15 protein-coding genes are annotated in these 19,309 nt (G+C 65.7%); 8 read left to right on the forward strand and 7 right to left on the reverse strand.

Annotated elements, in window-relative coordinates:
• The first annotated feature begins 6 nt into the window (after nucleotides 1-6).
• The 6 genes from ACETPF_RS14755 to ACETPF_RS14780 all read left to right on the forward strand — a co-directional run bounded on the left by ACETPF_RS14755 (nucleotide 7) and on the right by ACETPF_RS14780 (nucleotide 9,970).
• On the forward strand, nucleotides 7-1,416 hold the full coding sequence (locus tag ACETPF_RS14755) for an MFS transporter (RefSeq protein ID WP_373935305.1): 1,410 nt from the start codon (nucleotides 7-9) through the stop codon (nucleotides 1,414-1,416).
• A 276-nt stretch (nucleotides 1,417-1,692) separates the two neighbouring features.
• Nucleotides 1,693-4,044 carry a TonB-dependent receptor gene (locus ACETPF_RS14760; RefSeq protein WP_373935306.1) on the forward strand — a complete coding sequence of 784 codons (2,352 nt, stop codon included), beginning with the start codon at nucleotides 1,693-1,695 and terminating at the stop codon, nucleotides 4,042-4,044.
• Between the two features lie 310 nt (nucleotides 4,045-4,354).
• Nucleotides 4,355-6,787 carry a TonB-dependent receptor gene (locus ACETPF_RS14765; RefSeq protein WP_373935307.1) on the forward strand — a complete coding sequence of 811 codons (2,433 nt, stop codon included), beginning with the start codon at nucleotides 4,355-4,357 and terminating at the stop codon, nucleotides 6,785-6,787.
• 241 nt (nucleotides 6,788-7,028) lie between these two features.
• On the forward strand, nucleotides 7,029-8,279 hold the full coding sequence (locus tag ACETPF_RS14770) for a cytochrome P450 (RefSeq protein ID WP_373935308.1): 1,251 nt from the start codon (nucleotides 7,029-7,031) through the stop codon (nucleotides 8,277-8,279).
• A gap of 96 nt (nucleotides 8,280-8,375) precedes the next feature.
• A complete protein-coding gene (locus ACETPF_RS14775; RefSeq protein ID WP_373935309.1) occupies nucleotides 8,376-9,203 on the forward strand; it encodes a coniferyl-alcohol dehydrogenase in 828 nt (275 codons plus the stop codon).
• Nucleotides 9,200-9,970, forward strand: coding sequence for an SDR family oxidoreductase (locus ACETPF_RS14780; protein ID WP_373935310.1), 771 nt, complete (start codon nucleotides 9,200-9,202; stop codon nucleotides 9,968-9,970). The genes ACETPF_RS14775 and ACETPF_RS14780 overlap by 4 nt, the downstream gene beginning before the upstream one ends.
• A 26-nt stretch (nucleotides 9,971-9,996) precedes the next feature.
• Here ACETPF_RS14780 and ACETPF_RS14785 read toward each other — a convergent pair whose 3' ends face one another.
• Nucleotides 9,997-10,704, reverse strand: coding sequence for an SDR family NAD(P)-dependent oxidoreductase (locus tag ACETPF_RS14785; RefSeq protein ID WP_373935311.1), 708 nt, complete (start codon nucleotides 10,702-10,704; stop codon nucleotides 9,997-9,999).
• Between the two features lie 245 nt (nucleotides 10,705-10,949).
• Here ACETPF_RS14785 and ACETPF_RS14790 point away from each other — a divergent pair, with 245 nt between their 5' ends.
• Together ACETPF_RS14790 and ACETPF_RS14795 are read left to right on the forward strand one after the other, a co-directional pair.
• On the forward strand, nucleotides 10,950-12,383 hold the full coding sequence (locus tag ACETPF_RS14790; RefSeq protein ID WP_373935312.1) for an amidohydrolase family protein: 1,434 nt from the start codon (nucleotides 10,950-10,952) through the stop codon (nucleotides 12,381-12,383).
• Nucleotides 12,376-13,242 carry an SDR family NAD(P)-dependent oxidoreductase gene (locus tag ACETPF_RS14795; RefSeq protein WP_373935313.1) on the forward strand — a complete coding sequence of 289 codons (867 nt, stop codon included), beginning with the start codon at nucleotides 12,376-12,378 and terminating at the stop codon, nucleotides 13,240-13,242. The genes ACETPF_RS14790 and ACETPF_RS14795 overlap by 8 nt, the downstream gene beginning before the upstream one ends.
• A gap of 16 nt (nucleotides 13,243-13,258) precedes the next feature.
• Here the strand turns inward: ACETPF_RS14795 and ACETPF_RS14800 are convergent, their stop codons facing one another.
• The 6 genes from ACETPF_RS14800 to ACETPF_RS14825 all read right to left on the reverse strand — a co-directional run bounded on the left by ACETPF_RS14800 (nucleotide 13,259) and on the right by ACETPF_RS14825 (nucleotide 19,289).
• Nucleotides 13,259-15,271, reverse strand: a complete 2,013-nt coding sequence (locus ACETPF_RS14800) for an oxidoreductase (protein ID WP_373935314.1) — start codon at nucleotides 15,269-15,271, stop codon at nucleotides 13,259-13,261.
• Between the two features lie 46 nt (nucleotides 15,272-15,317).
• Nucleotides 15,318-16,331 (reverse strand): DUF2889 domain-containing protein, encoded by a 1,014-nt coding sequence (locus tag ACETPF_RS14805; RefSeq protein ID WP_373935315.1) that lies wholly within the window; start codon nucleotides 16,329-16,331, stop codon nucleotides 15,318-15,320.
• Between the two features lie 117 nt (nucleotides 16,332-16,448).
• On the reverse strand, nucleotides 16,449-17,186 hold the full coding sequence (locus ACETPF_RS14810; RefSeq protein WP_373935316.1) for an enoyl-CoA hydratase/isomerase family protein: 738 nt from the start codon (nucleotides 17,184-17,186) through the stop codon (nucleotides 16,449-16,451).
• On the reverse strand, nucleotides 17,183-17,971 hold the full coding sequence (locus ACETPF_RS14815; RefSeq protein ID WP_373935317.1) for a tyrosine-protein phosphatase: 789 nt from the start codon (nucleotides 17,969-17,971) through the stop codon (nucleotides 17,183-17,185). The genes ACETPF_RS14810 and ACETPF_RS14815 overlap by 4 nt, the downstream gene beginning before the upstream one ends.
• On the reverse strand, nucleotides 17,971-18,903 hold the full coding sequence (locus ACETPF_RS14820) for an NAD(P)H-dependent flavin oxidoreductase (protein ID WP_373935318.1): 933 nt from the start codon (nucleotides 18,901-18,903) through the stop codon (nucleotides 17,971-17,973). The genes ACETPF_RS14815 and ACETPF_RS14820 overlap by 1 nt, the downstream gene beginning before the upstream one ends.
• A complete protein-coding gene (locus tag ACETPF_RS14825) occupies nucleotides 18,903-19,289 on the reverse strand; it encodes a carboxymuconolactone decarboxylase family protein (protein ID WP_373935319.1) in 387 nt (128 codons plus the stop codon). The genes ACETPF_RS14820 and ACETPF_RS14825 overlap by 1 nt, the downstream gene beginning before the upstream one ends.
• Nucleotides 19,290-19,309 lie beyond the last annotated feature (20 nt).

Consider the following 19,309-nt stretch of genomic DNA (forward strand, 5'->3'; position numbering starts at 1 on the left):
TAGCGGATGGAGAAGATGCCTGCACGGCCCGCGCTGCCGTGGCCGCTGATCATCGCCGTGCTGATCGTCGCGGACGTGACAGCGACGTTCGAGACTCAGATGATCCTGGCTGCTCTGAAGGCGCTTTATGCCGACCTGCGCGATCCGGTGGCTGTGGCGTGGCTGGTCACGACTTATCTGCTGGTGTCGTCGGTGGCGGCACCGATCCTGGGCCGGCTGGGCGATCTGTTCGGGCGCAAACGGGTGATCGTCGGCGCCATCGGCACGGCGGCCATTGGTTCTGCGCTGAGTGCCGCGCATCCGGACCCGGACTGGATCGTCGGCGGCCGGGCGTTGCAGGGGGTGGCCGGCGCGGTGATGCCGCTTTGCTACGGCATCGTGCGCGAGGCGATTCCGGCGCAGCGCCATGCGCTCTGCGGCGGCTTGCTGATCGGGGCCACATCGGTCGGGGCGATCGCCGGCCTGGTAATTGGTGGCCTGGTGGTCGACCATCTCGGCTGGCGCAGCCTGTTCTGGCTGAGCGCGGCTATGGCCGCCGCCGCGGCCCTGCTGGCGGTGGCCCTGTTGCCGTCCGGCAAGGCGGCACAGGCGGCGGTACGCCGGCTGGACATCGCGGGTGGCGTGCTCTTTGCCGCCGGCGCCGCCGGGCTGCTGCTGGTCATCAGTCGAATCGGCACGGGTGGCCTTGGCCTGGCGACCCTGGGCGAAGGGGCTTGTGTGGTCCTGCTGTTGGCCTTTTGGGTCCGACACGAACTGCGCCACCCCGATCCGCTGCTCGACGTGAGGTTGCTTTTCCGCCGGGAAATGGCGTTGACGCACCTGGCGATCGCGCTGGTCGCATTGGGGCCATTCCAATTGACCCTGCTCATGATGCTGCTGCTGCAGCAGGCTCCGGCCACCGGCATCGGTCTGGGCCTGACCGCGGCGGCCGCGGGCGTCCTGAAGATACCCGGCAATCTCGGTTCAGTGATTGTTTCGCCGCTGGCCGGACAGATGTGCGCCTCGATCGGCGAGCGCCGGGTGATTCTGTTCGGCTTCGCGGCCAATCTGGCGTCCTGGCTGGCGATGTTCCTGGGCTACGCCAGTTTCTGGCCGATCGTCGGCGTCATCATCCTGAGTTCGATCGGAACCACCGTGGCCTTTGTCGGGGTCGCCAACCAGATCGCGCGCATTGCCCCGCCGGGGCGGGTCAGCGAGGCGCTGGGCGTCAACGTCGCGCTGCGGTCGATTGCCCATGCCTGCGGTTCGCAGGTCATGACCATCTTGCTGGGGGCTGCTACCGTCGCAACGGTTGCTGCGGAGGCGGTAGATGCGAAGGGCGCCTATCTCACGGCCTTTGCCTTCATCTCCGCGGTCTGCGTGGCGGGCCTGGCGACCGCCATGGCGTTACCGCGTGCATTGCCGGCACGCGCCTGACGGGAGCCGGCGAGACGGCGGCTATGTGCTGCCAAATTGCAACACCCCGACGAAAACTTCCGAGGCCGTGTCCATGAGTTGACGCTATCGTCAAGACCAACTAGTTCGCGCCGCAGGATAAGTTGTCGCGCATGCCCGTGTGACCGCATCCGCATCTGTTGCAAGGCGGACAGGAATTGTCCGGCGCAAGGGGAGTGATTGTTCATGACTCGTACTAAATTGCGCGGGGTCGCCTCGGTTGCGGCTCTCGCGGTCGGCTGCATGGTTGCGCCGGCGATGGCCCAGACTGCCGCGGATGGCGCCGAAGCGCCCGATCAGTTGCAGGATATCGTGGTGACCGCGCGCAAGGTCTCGGAAAATGTCCAGCGCGTGCCGATCGCGATTACCGCCTACAGCGGCGCCGAACTGGCCAAGCAGAATGTGCGCACCCTGCCGGAAGTTGCGACGCTGACGCCGGGCCTGCAGTTCGCCCCCGCGCAGACCAACACCGCGGCCGTCCTCATCCAGATGCGCGGCCAGCTTCAGCAGGACACGCTGGCGACGGTCGATCCCTCGGTCGGCACCTATGTCGATGGCATTTACTGGGCGCGCGCTTACGGTTTGACCGCCTCGCTGGTCGATGTGGCCAATTTCCAGGCGCTCAAGGGTCCCCAGGGCACGCTGTTCGGTCGTAACACGACGGGCGGTGCGGTTCTGATCAACACCAACGATCCCAGCTTCACCGATGGTCTGTCGGGTTCGCTGTCGGGCACCTACGGCCGCTTCAATCAGCAGTCGCTGACGGGCGTTCTGAACGTGCCGGTGATCGAGGACAAGATTGCGGCCCGTTTCGTCTATTCGGGCAATCGCCGCGATGGCTATGTGCGCGAGGTGAACAGCGGCCGGATGATCGGCAACCTGAACGACTACACGGTTCGCGCCAAGGTTCTGATCAAGCCCACGGACACCTTCAAGCTGCTGCTGTCGGCCGACAAGTTCCATACTGACACCTTCATCGATCCGGGCCGGCTGGGCTATTTCAGCCCGAACGGGTTTGCCTCGCTCGAAGCCGGGCTTGAATCCCTGGGTGCTGCCGGCTGCTTTGCTGATCAGGCTGCTTGCGTCGGCGCGGGCAATGCCATTCTTGCCCGCGACGTGACCCTGCGTCAGGACCAGTTCAACGCCTCGCTCAGTTCGACCCCGCACTCGGTGCTGACCTCGCAGACCTACAGCGCCACGGCGACGCTGAGCACCTCGTTCGGCGAGGTCAAGGCAATCGGCGGCTACCGCAAGACGGACTCGGTGCTCACCGATACCGACGACGATGCGTCCAGCGCGCGTATTCTCTATGCGGGCGGGGTGTCCCAGTATGGCCTGTACAATGCCCAGGTGATGGAGCAGTGGTCGGGCGAATTGACGGTCACCGGCAAGGCGCTCGACAACAGGCTGGACTATGCCGCCGGCGGCTTCCTGTTCCACGAATTTGGTCATGACGATACCCCGTCATCGACGCTGATCGAAGTGTCGAAGCTGAGCCCGGACAATGCCGGCCGCCGCAGCATCACCAGCTACTACGGCCAGGTCGATACGAAGAGCATCGGCTTCTACTCTCAGGCGACCTACCACGCGACCGACAAGCTTTCGATCACGGGCGGCATCCGCTGGTCGCGCGACAAGCGGTCGCTGGTGTCGAGCGGCGGCACCTATTTCGTCAACGCCGACAACTCGTTGGCGTTTACCTGCGCCTTTCCTCAGTGCCCCGCCGCACGCGGCGCCTCGTTCAGCGGCGTTGCCTATACGGCCTCGGTCGATTACCGGGCCACGGACGACGTGCTGGTCTACCTGAAGACGGCGAAGGGCTTCCGCAGCGGCGGCCTGGCGCTGCGCGGCGTGGCTGCGGTGCCTGCCTCGCTGCTGCCGTTCCAGCCGGAAGTCGTCTACAGCTATGAGGGCGGCGTGAAGAGCGAGCTCTTTAATCGCCGGCTGCGCATTAACCTGGCGGCCTATTACACCCACACCAAGGACGCGCAGCGCAGCACGGCTGTGGTCGGGGCCAACAACACCATTGCGACCGTGATTTCGAACGCCGGCGTGGTGGATGTGTACGGCGCCGAACTCGACGCGACCGCACTGCTGGGACATGGTTTCCAGATCAGCGCGACTGCTGGCTACACCAAGCCCAAGTACGTCTCCTTCATCGATTACAACGGGGTCGACCGCAGTCACGAGCCGTTCCCGCTCACCCCGCGCTGGACCGCAACGGTCTCTCCGCAGTGGTCGGGCGACATCGGCGAGAACAAGCTCTCGCTGCGCGCGGACTTTGCCTATCAGTCGTCGCAGTATAACTATCCCCAGGGCTTCTATCAGGACAATAGCGGGACCTGGCGTGACTCGGCCACGGGGCAGGCCGCTTCGGCCACGGATGCCGCCGGGTACAATGATGCGACCACCGACAAGGCGCATGTGCTGGTCAACGCGAACGCAACCCTGACCGTGCTGGATGGCAAGCTGGACCTGACCCTGTGGGGCAAGAACCTGACGAACCTGACGGACTTCCAGAACAGCCTGACGATTCCCGGCCTGCAGATGGGCCGCGTCATGTTGCGCGAACCGCGGACCTATGGTCTGACCGCGAAGGTCTCGTTCTGATCAACTGATCGGGGCAAGTTCGAAATGGGGCAGCCGGATTTCCGGCTGCCCTTTTTTTGGCCCGGAGCCAAAGCCAAGTTATATCAATAGGTTGTCGATCAGGGCGTCAACGGCGAAATCGGGGGCCGGCCGTGGCCATGTTGCAGGCGTGCCACGATTTGTCGGAAAATATCAGAAGTCTGCACCGCGATTGACGCTTCTGTCAGATCACCCTAAACAGGGACCGAAGAACAAGGCCCGCCTGCACGACAGAGCGCCATAAGGTTTCAATCCGGTAAATGTTACCGGCGTTTGGGAGAGTGAGGGGCTTATGGATCGTATTGGATTGAGTGGAGTCGCATCGATTGTGGCTCTCGCGGTCGGTTGCCTGGCCGCGCCCGCGGTGGCGCAGACCGCCGCGGATACCGCTGAGCCGAACGCTCAGCTCGAGGATATCGTCGTCACCGCGCGCAAGGTCTCGGAAAATATCCAGCGTGTGCCGGTTGCGGTCACCGCCTATAGCGGCGCGGAGCTGATCAAGCAGAATGCCCGCACGCTGCCCGACGTGGCGACGCTGACGCCGGGCCTGCAGTTCGCCCCGGCACAGACCAACACGGCGGCCGTCCTTATCCAGATGCGCGGTCAGGTGCAGCAGGATACGCTGGCGACCATCGACCCCTCGGTCGGCACCTATGTGGATGGTGTCTACTGGGCGCGCGCTTATGGTCTGACGGCCACCCTGGTCGATGTTGCCAACTTCCAGGCGCTGAAGGGTCCGCAGGGCACCCTGTTCGGCCGTAACACGACGGGCGGCGCCATCCTGATCAACACCAACGATCCCAGCTTCACCGATGGCCTGTCGGGTTCGCTGTCGGGCACCTACGGCCGCTTCAACCAGCAGTCGCTGACGGCGGTTCTGAACGTGCCGATCATCGAGGACAAGATTGCGGCCCGCTTCGCCTATTCGGGCAATCGCCGCGACGGCTATGTGCGCGAGGTGAACAGCGGCCGGATGATCGGCGACCTGAATGATTACACCTTCCGCGGCAAGCTGCTGATCCAGCCGTCGGACAGGTTCAAGATCCTGTTCTCCGCGGACAAGTTCAAGACCGACAGCTACATCGATCCGGGCCGGCTTGCCTATGCCAGCCCGAACGGCAACCCGCGCGGCAACGCGGGCCTGGAGGCTGGTCTTGAGGCACTTGGCGCGGCGGGCTGCTTTGCTGATCCGGTGGCGTGCAAGACGCGGGGCAACGCAATTCTGCTACAACAGACCGGCACGGACCGCTACAATGTCTCTCTCAGCTCGCTGCCGCACTCCATCCTGACGGCCGAGACCTACACGACCACGGCTACGCTGGGCACGGACTTCGGCGAGATCAAGGCGATCGGCGGGTATCGCCGGACGAACTCGCTGTTCATAGACGGTGATAACGATGCCTCGAATGTCGAGATTCTCGACTCGCTCGGCCTCAGCAAGTACGGCCTCACCAACAACCAGGCGATGAAGCAGTGGTCGGGCGAGCTGACCGTCACCGGTAAGGCACTCGACAACAAGCTCGATTTCGCTTTCGGCGCCTTCCTCTTCCACGAATATGGACATGACGATACGCCGGCTTCGACATTTACGGCCTTGTCTGCCCTTGGCGCTCCGAACCCCGGTCTGCGCAAGGTCACCAGTTCTTACGGTGACATCGATAGCAAGAGTGTCGGCTTCTACACGCAGTCGACCTATCATGTGAACGACAAGCTCTCGTTCACCGGCGGCGTTCGCTGGTCCCGCGACAAGCGTAGCCTGACGTCCAACAACGGCACCTACGTCGTCGATGACACCTCCATCGTGAACTTCGTCTGCGCCTTCCCGACCCAGGGTTGCCCGTTCAAGCGCAGTGCAACGTTCAGCGGCGTGGCCTATACCGCGTCGGTTGATTACCAGGCCACGGACGACATCCTGGTCTATCTGAAGACGGCCAAGGGCTTCCGCAGCGGCGGCCTGGTGCTGCGCGGCGTGGGTGGCGTGCCCGCCTCGCTGCTGCCGTTCCAGCCGGAAACGGTGTACAGCTACGAAGGCGGCGTGAAGAGCGAGTTCTTCGACCGCAAGCTGCGCGTCAACCTGGCAGTCTATTACACCCGTTCGAAGGGCGTGCAGCGTAATACTACGGTCGTCCAGAACAGCGTGGTGTCGACGGTCACCTCGAACGCCGGTGTTGTGGACATCTACGGCGGCGAACTCGAAGCGGCCGCCATCCTGGGCCATGGCTTCCAGTTGAATGTCACTGCTGCCTATACCAAGCCGAAATATGTCTCGTTCATCGACTTCAATGGCTTCGATCGTCGCAACGAGCCGTTCCAGCTCACGCCGCGCTGGACTGCCACGGTTTCGCCGCAGTGGTCGGGCAACATCGGCGAGAACAAGCTGTCGCTGCGGTCCGACTTCATTTATCAGTCGTCGCAGTACAACTATCCGCAGGGCTTCTATCAGGATGCCAACGGCAACTACTTCGATGCCGTGAATGGTCAGCCCACGACGGCTGCGGATGCCGCTGGCTATACCTATGCGGGCATGGACAAGCAGCATGTCTTAATCAACGCGAACGCCACGCTGACCGTGCTGGATGGCAAGCTGGACCTGACCCTGTGGGGCAAGAACCTGAGCGGCCTGAAGGACTTTGTGAACAGCCTTCCCATTCCGGGCGTTCAGCTCGGTCGCGCCATGCTGCGTGAGCCGCGCACCTACGGCATGACGGCTACGGTTCGCTTCTGATCCGTTTGCGATTTGATGCAATGGGGGGCAGCCGGACATCCGGCTGCCCCGTTTTTCTTTGTCCTGTCCAAAGGCTCCCGGATGCCCGTTGCCGTCGATGCCGCCGGTATCGCGCGGCGATGCCTCCCTTTTTTGCTCTTGATTTGCGCCACTTTCCTGGCCCCGCCGACATCACATCTTGAAAGGGGTGCCGGTACTTGATACGCTGTCAAAAATAGCATCAGCTAGGGGAGTGGATGTCATGGTGTCGGATCCGGTGGCCATGGAACGGGAACTGGACGGCAATCGTCCCGCCCACGTTCCGGCCCATCTCGTATATGATCTGCGTTGGGCAGAAGGGCATCTACCCGTCACCTATGATGAGCCGTACCGGGATACGGAGGCGGTGCTTACCGGCAATTATCCCCCGCTGATGTGGATACCGGATGCGGTTCCCGGCCAGAAGGATGTCGGGTGCTGGGTCGTCAGCCGTTATGAGGATATCGCCCGCGTCTATCAGGATTCCGACCTGTTCTCGACGAAGGGCGCGGCCGGTTTCCAGATGATGGTGGGCGAAACCTGGCCGACCATTCCGCTCGGCGTCGATCCGCCCGAGCACATGAAATATCGGGCGCTGCTGAACCCCTATTTTTCGCCCAAGGCGATCGACGCGCTCGAGAAGTCTATCCGCGCCAGCGCCAATACGCTCATCGACGCCGTGATCGACCATGGCGAGGCGGATTTTGCGTGGGATTTTGCGCGTGTCTATCCCGTTCGGGTCTTTATGGATCTCATGGGCTTCCCGGCCGTGATGTTCGAGCAGTTCCTGGAATGGGAACATCTGATCCTGCACAGCGGCGATTTCGCTGCGGCGACAGAGGCGGTGCGGGAGATTATCGCCTATCTGCGTGGCTTTATCGCGGATCAGCAAGCCAATCCAAACGGCGCCCTGGTGTCCCGCATTGTCGAGGGGCAGATCGGCGACCGGCCGATCACCGACGATGAAATCATGGGAACGGTGTTTTTCCTCTGGCTCGGTGGCCTGGATACGGTCGCGTCGAGCCTTGCCTTCATGTTCCGGCGCCTGAGCATCGATACGGCCATGCAGCAGACGCTGCGCGACCATCCCGAGATGCTGACGGAAGCGGTGGAGGAGATGCTGCGGGTCCATCCGCTGGTCAATTCCCTGCGACTGGTGAAGCAGGATTTCGAATGGCATGGTCAGACGATCAAGCAGGGCGACTGGGTCAAGTGCCTCGTCACCGTCGGCAATTTCGATCCGGCCGAGTTTGACGATCCTCGCACCGTCAGGCTCGACCGCCAGCCGAACCGCCATTTCACTCTCGCCGGCGGTCCGCACCGTTGCCTCGGCTCGCATCTGGCGCGCCGCGAGTTGCGCGTCGCGCTGGAGGAATGGTTCCGTCGTGTGCCCCTGTTCCGCATCGCCGAGAAGGACAGCCGGGAGGCCTATCCCGGCCTGCGGTCGGTCCGCAACCTCCATATCGAATGGTAGACTCAGTCGCAGTGCGGGCAGGGCGCGTGCTGCGGGTTCATTCAGACAACTATAAATGGCGGCGTCGGTGTGCGCCCTTTACTCCGGAGAGCTATTGTGAGCGACTTGTTTTCGTACAAAGGTAAGCGTGTGGCGATCGTCGGCTGCTTTTCGGGCATGGGCGAAGCCTGCGCGCGGCAGTTGGTGGCCCTCGGGGCGGAAGTCCACGGTGCGGACATCAAGCCGTCGCCGGCGCCGCTGGCCTCGTTTACCCATGTCGACTTGAAGGACTGGGCCTCGATCGACCAGGCGGTCGCCAGCATCGGCGGCGAAATCGATGCCCTGTTCAATTGCGCTGGCCTGCCGCAGACGTTCCCGCCCGCCGATGTGGTGTCGGTCAACTTCCTGGGCATCCGTCACTGGACCGAACAGTGGCTACCGCATATCCGTTCCGGCGGGGCGATCGCGACGATCTCGTCGCTGGGCGGCATGGGCTATCTCCAGCGGATGCCGCTGTTGCGTGAGCTGATCGCGATTTCGGACAAGCAGCAATTCCTGGACTGGCTTGCCGCCCATCCCGATGAGGTGCAGGACGGCTATGCCCTTTCGAAGGAGCTGGTCAACGCCTGGACCTGTCTGCTCGCCTATGAGATCGGCGGGCGGGGCATCCGCGCCAACGCGACCATGCCGAGCCCAACTCAGACGCCGATGATGGCGGCCTTCGAAAATGTCGTCAGCGCCGCGGTGCTGGAGCTGTTTTGCATTCCGTCGGGTCGTCGCTCGACACCGGAGGAGCAGGGCAATCCGCTGGTCCTGCTCAATTCCGACGCGGCCAGCTTCATCAGCGGTGTGTGCTTGCCGGTCGATGGCGGCTTCCATGGTGGTGTGATGACCGGTGCAATCGATATGCAGAAGTTGCTCGCAGAGGCTGGGCAGACTGCATGACGGCAGACGTGGGCAGGCCCCTGGACGGCAAGATCGTCGTGGTCACGGGGGCATCGCGCGGGCTCGGACGGGCGCTGGTGCAGACTCTGCACGCGAGCGGCGCGACGGTGGTGCCTATGGCCCGTCCCTCGGCCGATCTCGACGACGTGCAGGCGCTGCTGGGCGAGGACACCCTCGCCCTGCCATGCGACCTGGCCGACCCTGCGGCCGTGCGTGCGGCGATCGACCGGGTGGGCGAGCGTTACGGCCGGATCGACACGGTTGTCCACAACGCCGGAACGGCCTCGCTGCTGACGGTGGAGGAAGCGTCGTCCGCAGACATCCAGCGCGAATTCGCCGTCAACGTGCTGGGTCCGGCCAATGCGACTTCGGCGGCCATTCCCTGGCTGCGCAAGGCAGAGGGGGGCGATCTGGTGTTCGTCTCCTCCGAATCCGTGCGCATGCCCTTTCCCTTCATGTCGCTCTATGTGGCGTCCAAGGCCGGGCTTGAGGGGCTGGCCGCTGCGCTGCGCGGCGAATTGCGGCCGCAGGGCACGCGGGTATCGGTGCTGCGGATCGGTGGGCTCGACAGCGGCACGATCAGCAGGGATTGGGATCAGCAGCGGGCGGCGGACTTCGCGGCCGCAGCCACGGCTGGCGGCTTTTTCCAGTTCACCGGCAAGCTGTTCAGTGCACATTCGGTGGCACAGACCCTGCTGGCGATCCTCACCCTGCCGCGCGACGTTAATCTCGACATCGTCGAGGCGAGGGGCGCCGCGGCACTATAACAGGGGCGGGACGGGGGGAGAGGGCGCTACAGGCCCCCGTCCACCTGCAGCAGCGCGCCGGTGATATAGCTGGAATGCGGGCTTGCAAGTGCCAGTGCGGCTGTCACCACTTCGTGCGGCTGGCCCGGGCGATGCAGCAGGTTGCTGCTCGTCTCGCGCATTTCCGGCGTCCAGGCCTTGGCGATGTCGGTCAGGAACGGACCTGCGGACAGGGTGTTGACCCGCACCTTTGGGGCGAATTCGGCCGCCAGCGACCGACTCATCGCATTCAGCGCAGCCTTGGCGCCGCTGTACGGGACCACGCCCGGCAACGGCACCAGCGCGCCTGAGGATGACACGTTGATGATCACGCCGCCCTCGCCCTCCATCATCCGCTTGCCGACCTGCGCGGCAAGGCGGAACGGACCCTTGAAGTTCAGGCCCAGAATCTTGTCGAACAGTTCTTCGGTCACGTCGGGGCTGGGCATGGCCGGACCCATGCCGGCATTGTTGATGGCGATATCCACACGACCGAACTCGGCATAGGCGCGCTCGATCATGCGATCGATCTCGGGCCATTTTCCGGCATGTGCGCCAATCGCCAAGGCGCGACGGCCCAGCGCCCGGATCTCGCGCGCCACATCCTCGCAGGCCGCTTCGTTGCGGCTGGTGATCACCACATCGGCGCCGCGCACGGCGAGAGCGCGCACCATTTCGAGACCAAGCCCGCGGCTGCCGCCGGTGACCAGCGCCACCTTGCCGGTAAAGTCAAACAGACTGTCCATCCCACGTCTCCCGATCCTTCACCGCCGCCCGCGGCCTGTTCCGTGCGGGCATCATGGCGGATTAGTTAGACATCTGTCTAGTATCTAGGTTGCGGCCGGGGCGGGACGATGCCACTGTCCGGGCACTCCATGCAGCGGCATGCGCCGCTGGACAATCGCCGGCCAAGTCCCGAAAGGGCAGGGGCGGCGACGATGTGGGCGAGGACTGGCGGGCAATGGCGGCAGGCATTGGCGACATGGTGATCGGCGCGGCGCGGCTGCGTGATGGCTGGCTGGTCGATGTGACCGTGGCCGCCGGCCGGATCGCGGATGTGGCTGCGCATGTGCCGGGGCGTCGGACTGATCTTGACGCGCGCGGCGGGCTTCTGTTGCCGGGGCTGCACGATCACCATGTCCATATCGCGGCGACGGCGGCGGCGCGCGCGTCGGTGCGCTGCGGGCCGCCGGACGTGACCGATGCGGCGGGGCTGGCACGGGCGCTCCAAGGGGCGTCTGGCACCGGGTGGCTGCGCGGTATCAGCTATCACGAAAGCGTTGCGGGCCAGATCGACCGGGCCTGGCTCGATGCGGCGGTGCCCGGACGACCGGCACGGATCCAGCACCGTTCGGGCCGCTTGTGGATATTCAACAGCCGGGGGCTCGACCTGCTGCTGGCCGACAACGATCCTCCGCCTGCGCTGGACCTGGCCACCGGCCGGCTCTTTGACGCCGATGACTGGCTGCGCGAGGCGCTGGCGGGTACACGGCCGGACCTGACCGAGGTCTCGCGGCAGTGGAGCCGCTGGGGTGTGACCGGGCTGACCGACATGAACCCGCAGAACGGCCTGGCCGATGCCGGGCACTTTGCCGCGCAGCAGAAATCGGGCGCGCTGGCGCAGCGGCTAGTGGTGGCCGGCCGGCCCGAACTCGCGGGGTTGGTCCCTGGCCCACGACTGGTTTCAGGCCCGTTCAAGGTCCATCTGCACGAAGCGCATCTGCCCGAATATGAGGAACTGGTGGATGCCGTGCGCGCAGCCCATGGCGCGGGGCGGGGGGTGGCGGTCCATTGCGTCACCGAAACCGAACTGGTGTTCGCCCTGGCCGCGTTGAGTGAGGCCGGGCCGAAGCGTCACGATCGGATCGAACATGCCTCTGTCGCGCCTGACGTGCTGGTGGCGCAGATCGCGCAGATGGGCCTTGCCGTCGTCACCCAGCCCAATTTCGTGACAGAGCGGGGCGACGCCTATCGCTCCGCGATCCCCTCGGGCGAGTGGGCCAGCCTCTACCGGTTGCAATCCTTTCTGGCCGCGGGGGTGACGCTGGCCGGGGGCACCGATGCTCCGTTCGGCATGGCCGATCCCTGGGCGGCGATGGCTGCCGCAGTGGCCCGGCGTACCGCGACCGGCGCCGCGCTGGGCCTGGCTGAGGCCCTGACCCCTGAAGCGGCGCTCGACCTGTTCCTGGCGGATCCGGTTGCGTTGTGGCGCCGGCGCGATGTGGCACCGGGCGCGCCGGCCGACCTGTGCCTGCTGGAGCAGGACTGGACTGCGCTACGTCAGGACTTGGCCGGGGCCAAGGTGATGGCGACGCTGGTCGGGGGAGAGGTGATCTATCGTGCCTGCCAGCCCCCTGGCCGCGCCGCGCACGCCATGGAGAACGGGCATGACTGAGCAGACGAACATCTCCTTGGCGGCCAATTCCGCCGCCACTGCGTTTGCGGGTCGCCACGCGCTGATCCTGGGCGGCGCCAAGGGTATCGGCCAGGCGCTCGCCCGCGAGATGGCGGGAAGCGGTGCCCGGCTGGCGATCGGGGATATCGATCTGGCCGCCGCCCAGGCCACCGCCGCCGCGATCGTGGCCGACGGCGGAGAGGCGGCGGGATTTGCGGCCGACGTCCGCTCCGCGGACTCGATTGCCGCGGTCGTGCAGCAGGCCGAGACGCGGTTTGGGCCGGTCGACCTGTTGATCAACAATGTCGGCGCCATCCTCAACGGCCTTCCCGAGGACGTTCCGGCGGAGGAGTGGGAACGGATCGAAAGCCTGAATTACGGCGCAGTGGTCAAGGGGGTGCGGGCGGTGCTGCCGGCGATGCTGGCTCGGGGCAGCGGGCATATTGCCAACACCGCGTCCTTTGCCGGCATGTATCCCTATGCGATGACCCGCATGGCCTATGGCGCGTCCAAGGCCGCGGTGATCAATTTCAGCCAGAATCTGGCGCTATACTGCGAACCGCGCGGCGTCAGGGTTTCCTGCCTGGTGCCGGGGCCGGTGCGTACCGGGATCGCCGCGGCCATGACCAACTGGTCCGCCAACGCGCCGATGAGCGGGCCGGGTTCGCACCTCAAGCTGTTGACCGCCGAGGAGGCAGCGCAGGTCTTTGTCCGCGGTATGGCGGAAGGCCGCATATTGATCCCCTCGGACGACGCGCTGTGGGACCTGGTGCGCCAGTGGGCTGCTGATCCCGACGCCTTTGTGCGGGCCAAGATCGCGGCGATCACCGCCGGCGATCCCGGAATGCCCGCGCTCTAGAGCGGGATGGCCCGGCTCAGCAGCGCGCCGACGCGATCGGCCCGAACTGCGCCTGAAGTGCCAGAACCGCCCGATAGGCCATGTGTACCGCATCGCCGATCCGCCCGACCCGGCTGCTGTCGCCGACCAGCGTCGCGGCAATGCCTGCCTCCGACAGCGCGTCATACAGCGCATTGGCCGGTTGCCGGCCCTGGGCCAGGAGCAGCCGGTCGGCCTCGATCAGCCGGGTTTCGGTGCCGTCCGCCCCGCGCGTCTCGATAAGCACTCCGTCATCGGAGACGGCGCGGACATGGGTGTTGTCCAGAATCGACACCCGGGGATTGGCATGCAGGCGCCGCAGCAGCGCGCCGCGATAGATACGATCGGCCGACCGTGCCAGACTGTCCGCCGGGGAACGACTGACCAGCGTAACAGCAAAACCCTTTTCGGCGCAGAACTCGGCGGTTTCACACCCCGTTTCGCCGCCGCCATAGACCACGACGCGGGCCGGGGGCGCAAGCCCAAGCGCCCGATCGCCCATCAGAATGTCATAGGCATCCATGGTCATCGGATGATCTATACCCGCGATAGGCAGGGCGATGGGCCTGGTGCCGGTGGCGAGGATGACGATGTCGGGCGCCAGCGCGGCGATCCGTTCCAGTTCGGCGCGCTGGCCCAGGTGCTGGCTGACCGCGCTGTCCTTCAGTCGCTCCACCAGGTAGCGCGAATACCAGAACAGCTTGTCCTTGCCGGGCGGGGTAGCCGAGGCGACGATACCGCCCCCGGCGACCGGGCGCTGCTCGAACAGATGGGTTTCGAAGCCGCTCTGGTCCAGCAGCAAGGCCGCCGCCATGCCACCCGGCCCCGCCCCGACCACGACTGCCCGGCGGCCCTTGCCGGTTTCCGCGAGGATCGGCGGATCAAGCTCTGTGCCCGTCCGGGGGTTTTCGGCGCACCCGACCTGATGGCGCCCAGGATGCGGATTCAGGCACCAGTTGCACGATGTGCAGGGCCGGATCAGATCGGGGCGGCCCGCACGCGCCTTTTGTGCCCAAAAGGGATCGGCCAGCGTCGGGCGGCCAAGCGCGATCAGGTCAGCCTGCTCTCCGGCGATTGCCTCCTCGGCCATTTCCGGCCAGCGGATCTGGCCCACGGCGATCACCGGCGCGCCGGTCGCCCGGCGCAGCCGCGCCGCATAGGGGATGCGCCACCCTTCCGGGCTGGACATCGGCTCGACCACTGTTTCGAATGCCGCGCCCATACCCAGACCGGAGGAACAGTGCAGCAGGTCGACCCCGGCGGCCACGAGCCGGGGGGCGATCTGCTCCATGTCGGAAATGGTCAGTCCGCCCTGCATGAACTCGTCCACGGAGAGCCGGTAGATGAGCGGCCGATCGCCGATACGTTCGCGTACCGCGTCGATCACCGCGAGCGGGAAGGCCATCCGCCGTTCGAAATCCCCACCCCATGCGTCGTCGCGTCGATTGAAATAGGGCGAGAGGAACTGGCTCAGCAGATAGCCGTGCGTCCCATGCAATTCGATCCCGTCATAGCCTGCCTCGATCGCCAGCCCGGCGGCTGACGCGAAGGATTCGGCCATGGCGACCACTTCGGCACCCGACAGCGCGCGGCAGGTCTGGCGATCCGGGTCCTTCTTGGAGAACAAGTCCCCGGGACCCACCGGCATACCGTCCGGCAAGAGTGAGCGGGTGGCATATTGCCCCGAATGCTGAAGCTGGATGAAGGCGCGCGCGCCCGCCTGATGCAGAGTATCCACCAGCCGCCGGTGGCCGTCGACATTGCGGCGGTCCTCCAGCGTGAGCTGATACTCATGTGCCCGCCCGGTGTGGGGCTGAACGCAGGTATATTCCACGATGATGAGGCCGAAGCCGCCCACCGCACGTTCGCGGTAAAAGGCGATCATGTCCGGTGTCACTCCGCCATCACGTCCCCCCAGTTCGGTGGACATCGGCGCCATGACCAGCCGATTGGGCAAATCCAGTCCGCGGACGGTGAATGGCGCGAACAGGTGGGGATATGGTGTCGTCATGGTCATTCCTGGAAAAGACGCAATAGGGTCCCGGTGCGGCGGTGGGCTATCCCGCCGCAATCGCCTGGGCGAGGGCGGCGCTTAGTTGCGGGACTTCCGCAAGCGAGCGCATCATGTCGTTGAGGTGGGTGCAGCCCTGCGTTCGCGCAAACATTTCGAGCACCGTCTTGCGCAGCGTGGCAACCGGAACACCGACCAGCCGATCGACGCTGAGCGTCGATGCCGGACAGTAGCGGAACGGCAGGATACGGGGGTCCGCCACGATCGACTGCACGGTCATGCTCGTCCGGTCGATGGTCGCCTGCAACAGATATTCGTGCACCGCCAGGCGCCCGCCCTCGGGCAGCGGCGCACTGTCCTGAAAATGGGCATCGACCCTGATGAGATCGCCGTCGAACCACAGGTCGATCCGGCGGGCGCGCCGTGCCGCGGGGCCCTGCTGGGGGGAGAGGGTGTGCCAGGCATGGGGATCGGCCGTGGCGTCCAGCGGCTCGACCGGGACATGGTAGTTGATGCGATCCTCCGGGCCACCGGCCATCACCGGGGAATCCGGGCTGAAGCCGATGCAGACGCCTTCCATTCTGGTGAACCGGTCGTCACCCTGCGTCTGTACGACAGCCGGCATCGTCGGCTCCCGGAACCACTGAAACACCCCCCATTGGGCGACCAAACTCGCCCCGGCAATGTCGTCGAGCAGCAGATAAAGCGGGGTCCCGCGGACAAGCTCGTCCTCCAGCGTGTTCGCAATCGCGGTGCGTAGCTGGCTGCCGGCCCGGGCGCCCGCGAGCGCCGCGGTCGATCGCGGCGGCTCGGTCGTGACGGTGATGATCTCGCGCTGGGGCGAAACTTCGGCCACGAACCGGTCTTCGGCCAGAATGGTCGGCGCGGCCTCTACCGTTCGTGTCAGCAGATCGCGGGCATGGCCCACCATGTGCATCGCCTTGTCCCGGCCCTGTGGCCAGGAGGTGTCGATTGTCGAGGTGCGTCGGACGGACCATGGCGCGCGGGCGATCGTGGCGGGCGCAGCTCCGTTTGCGGGCGGGACGTTCAGGATCGGCAAATCGACATGCTCCTTCGGCTGGGGCTGATGACCGTGCGCGCACGGCGCGACGCAATGCCGTGCGCAATGCGGGCTGCGGTCCCCGGATCACCTCATGGGCACGGGTTGGACTATTGTCTAATGTTTTGCCCCAAAGGCGGCAACCCCGGCCTTGGCCTCGGCACTCCCCGCGACGCGCTCGGCAGAGGCGGCCTCGCCCGCCAGCCCTTCCGCCAGGGGCCGGCCCCAACCGGCGCTGAGCGCGCGGCGGATTTCGCGCGATGCGACGGCTCCCCCGCGCGAGCAGCGTTCGGCCAGCGCGATCGCCGCGGCCAAGGCGTCGTCCGCCACATCGTTGACCAAACCGATCTGCGCAGCGCGCGCCGCATCGATCATGTCGCCCGAGAGCATCATCTGCGCGGCGGTGGCATAGCCCACGAGTCGCGGCAGCAATTGGGTTCCGCCATAGGCCGGCATCAGTGAGTGGGTGATCTCGGGCAGGCCGAGACGCGCCTCGCTGGCGGCGACGCGCAGCGTGCAGGCCATGCCCAGTTCAAGGCCGCCACCCAGTGCCAGCCCGTTGAAGGCGGCCACGGTGACTTTCGGATAGGCGTCGAGCCGCAGCATCATCCGGTGCATCCGTGCGATCCGCCCAGCGGGATCGTTGCCGCCTTCCTTCAGGTCGGAGCCAACGCAGAATGCCCTGCCGGTGCCGACCAGGACCAGTGCGCCGACCTGACCGTCGGCCTCCACCTCGTCGAGAGCGGCTTCGATCTCGCCCACCATTGCCTCGTTCATCGCGTTGAGCACCTGGGGCCGGTCCAGCCGCAGGATGGCCACGGCGTCTTGCCGCGTCAGCTCGATCGTCGTCGTCATGTCATCAACCTTTCGCGAATTCGCTGGGCCTTTGCCGGGCCCACATCCAGAACATCTGCCAAATAGGCGTTCACCGAGCCTGACGTGGCGACAAGTCCGGCCTCGCAGCGCCGGAGGTAGTCCGGCTCCACGCTCAACAGGACAGTAAGCCCCTCCTCGCTGATCGTCCGGCCGTAGGTCCGCTCCATGGAGGCGCGGATGTGGGGCATGCGATCCGCCAGATTGCCGGCGACATTGCTGAGCAGATAGTCCTCCAGCGCATCGTCGGGGTGAACGTCCAGCAAGCGGTGGGTCAGCCAGGCCAGGATGCCGGTTCGGTCCTTGCCCGCCGCGCAATGGATCAGGGTCGCGCCGGGATTGTCGGCCAGGGCATCGAAATAGGCTGTGTAAACCGCGATGTGCTGCGGCTCGTACGCCATCGTCTCATAATAGTCCGCCAGGAACCGCCGCATGGCGGCTGCGCCGAAATCGCTCGCCCGCAAGGCAAGGATATGCGGGGCTTCCTCGGTGCCGCCGCCCTCTTCGGCAACTATCGCGCGCAGCGGCAGCCGGCCGATCCAGGCGCTGGGCTGGGCCTGCCGCTCGCCGGGGTGGCGCAGATCGGCAACGGTGGTGATGCCTGCGCCGGCGATGCGATCAAGATCGGCGGCACTGGCGCGATGCAGGTGGGCGCTGCGGAACAGGCGGCCGGTGGCTACGCGTGCACCGTCTGCGGCCCGCCATCCGCCGAAATCACGGAAATTGTTGATGCCTTCGCACCGGACAATGCGTTCCGCAGCGAGCATTATGGCGCCACGGCTGCCAGCGCCGACCGATAGTCCGCGGCAAGCCGCTCGACCAGACGGCCCGCAGGCAGGACATCCTCGATCCCGGCGGAACCCTGGCCGGCCGACCAGATTTCCTTCCACGGCTTGATCGGCGTTCCGTCGGGCGCGACGGTCACCTTCGGATGGCGCAGGTCCAGGGTCTTCGGATCGAGCCCGTGCTGCTTCAGCGAGGCGTTGAGGAAGGAGGCGGGGGTGCCGCTCATCGCCGCAGTGGTGGTGATGTCCGAGGCGCCGGCGGCGACGATCATCTCGCGGTGCGCGGGATCGACATTGGCTTCGTCGGTCGCCAGGAAGCGTGTGCCCATATAGGCCAGGTCCGCCCCGGCCACGATCGCGGCGGCCACGTCCCGCCCGGTCGATAGCGCCCCTGCCAGGAGCAGGGCGCCGTCATAGCGTTTGCGCGTGTCGGCGATGAAGGCAAAGGGATTGAGGAAGCCGCAGTGGCCACCCGCCCCCGCGGTCAGCAGGATGATACCGTCGACCCCGGCCTCTGCCGCGATCTCGACATGGCGTGCGCTGGCGGCATCGTGGAAGACCAGCCCGCCATAATCGTGCACCGCCTTCACCACGTCGCGGTCCGCACCGAACGAGGTGATCACCAGGGGGACCCGGTGGCGCACGGTCACTGCCAGATCGTCCGCCAGGCGGGCGTTGACCTTGCCCACGATCAGATTCACGCCATAGGCGGCATCCTCTGGCCCCAGCGCACCCTTCACGGTGTTCAGCCACTGGTCATATTCCTCCACTGACCGGGCGTTCAGTGCCGGGAACGTGCCGATGGCGCCTGCCCGGCAGGTCTCGATGGTCAGGGCGGTGGTGGAGGCGATCAGCATAGGTGCCGCCACAACCGGCACTTTGAGGTTGGTCGTCAGGGCAGTAGGGATGGCCATCAGTCTTCGGCTCCGTCGTTTGCAATCTTGTCCAATATTATCTCCGCCTCGGCTGCTTTGGGGAAGCCCTGGAAGATCGCGAACTGGAGCGTGAATTCGCGCAGTTCAGGCAGGGTGATTTCGCCCGACCGCAACGCGGCGCGCATATAGGTTTCGATGGCCAGTGGCGAGCGCGCGGCGCAGGCGCAGCTCAGCGTGATCCAGTACCGGGCGCGCCGGTCGAGTCCGGGACGGCTCCAGACCTCGGAAAAGACGAAATCGCGGCTCGCCGCGCGGAACGGCGAGTCCGCCGGAAATGCAGGGATGCCCAGCACCGTGCGGATGGTGTCCTCGCCGCGCTCGGCGCGCTGCGGGTCGTCCGGCGCGAATCCGAAATCCTGTGTCACAATATTACCCCCGCTGATCG

It is taken from the genome of Sphingobium agrisoli, from assembly GCF_041877245.1.
Classification (GTDB): Bacteria; Pseudomonadota; Alphaproteobacteria; order Sphingomonadales; family Sphingomonadaceae; genus Sphingobium.

Excerpts from the sequence above, each read along its gene's own strand:
- ACETPF_RS14765 (WP_373935307.1), top strand. The coding sequence starts at position 4,355 with ATGGATCGTATTGGATTGAGTGGAGTCGCATCGATTGTGGCTCTCGCG.
- ACETPF_RS14790 (WP_373935312.1), top strand. The coding sequence starts at position 10,950 with ATGGCGGCAGGCATTGGCGACATGGTGATCGGCGCGGCGCGGCTGCGT.
- ACETPF_RS14755 (WP_373935305.1), top strand. The coding sequence starts at position 7 with ATGGAGAAGATGCCTGCACGGCCCGCGCTGCCGTGGCCGCTGATCATC.
- ACETPF_RS14780 (WP_373935310.1), top strand. The coding sequence starts at position 9,200 with ATGACGGCAGACGTGGGCAGGCCCCTGGACGGCAAGATCGTCGTGGTC.
- ACETPF_RS14815 (WP_373935317.1), bottom strand. The coding sequence starts at position 17,971 with ATGCTCGCTGCGGAACGCATTGTCCGGTGCGAAGGCATCAACAATTTC.
- ACETPF_RS14820 (WP_373935318.1), bottom strand. The coding sequence starts at position 18,903 with ATGGCCATCCCTACTGCCCTGACGACCAACCTCAAAGTGCCGGTTGTG.
- ACETPF_RS14760 (WP_373935306.1), top strand. The coding sequence starts at position 1,693 with ATGGCCCAGACTGCCGCGGATGGCGCCGAAGCGCCCGATCAGTTGCAG.
- ACETPF_RS14795 (WP_373935313.1), top strand. The coding sequence starts at position 12,376 with ATGACTGAGCAGACGAACATCTCCTTGGCGGCCAATTCCGCCGCCACT.
- ACETPF_RS14800 (WP_373935314.1), bottom strand. The coding sequence starts at position 15,271 with ATGACGACACCATATCCCCACCTGTTCGCGCCATTCACCGTCCGCGGA.
- ACETPF_RS14770 (WP_373935308.1), top strand. The coding sequence starts at position 7,029 with ATGGTGTCGGATCCGGTGGCCATGGAACGGGAACTGGACGGCAATCGT.
- ACETPF_RS14810 (WP_373935316.1), bottom strand. The coding sequence starts at position 17,186 with ATGACGACGACGATCGAGCTGACGCGGCAAGACGCCGTGGCCATCCTG.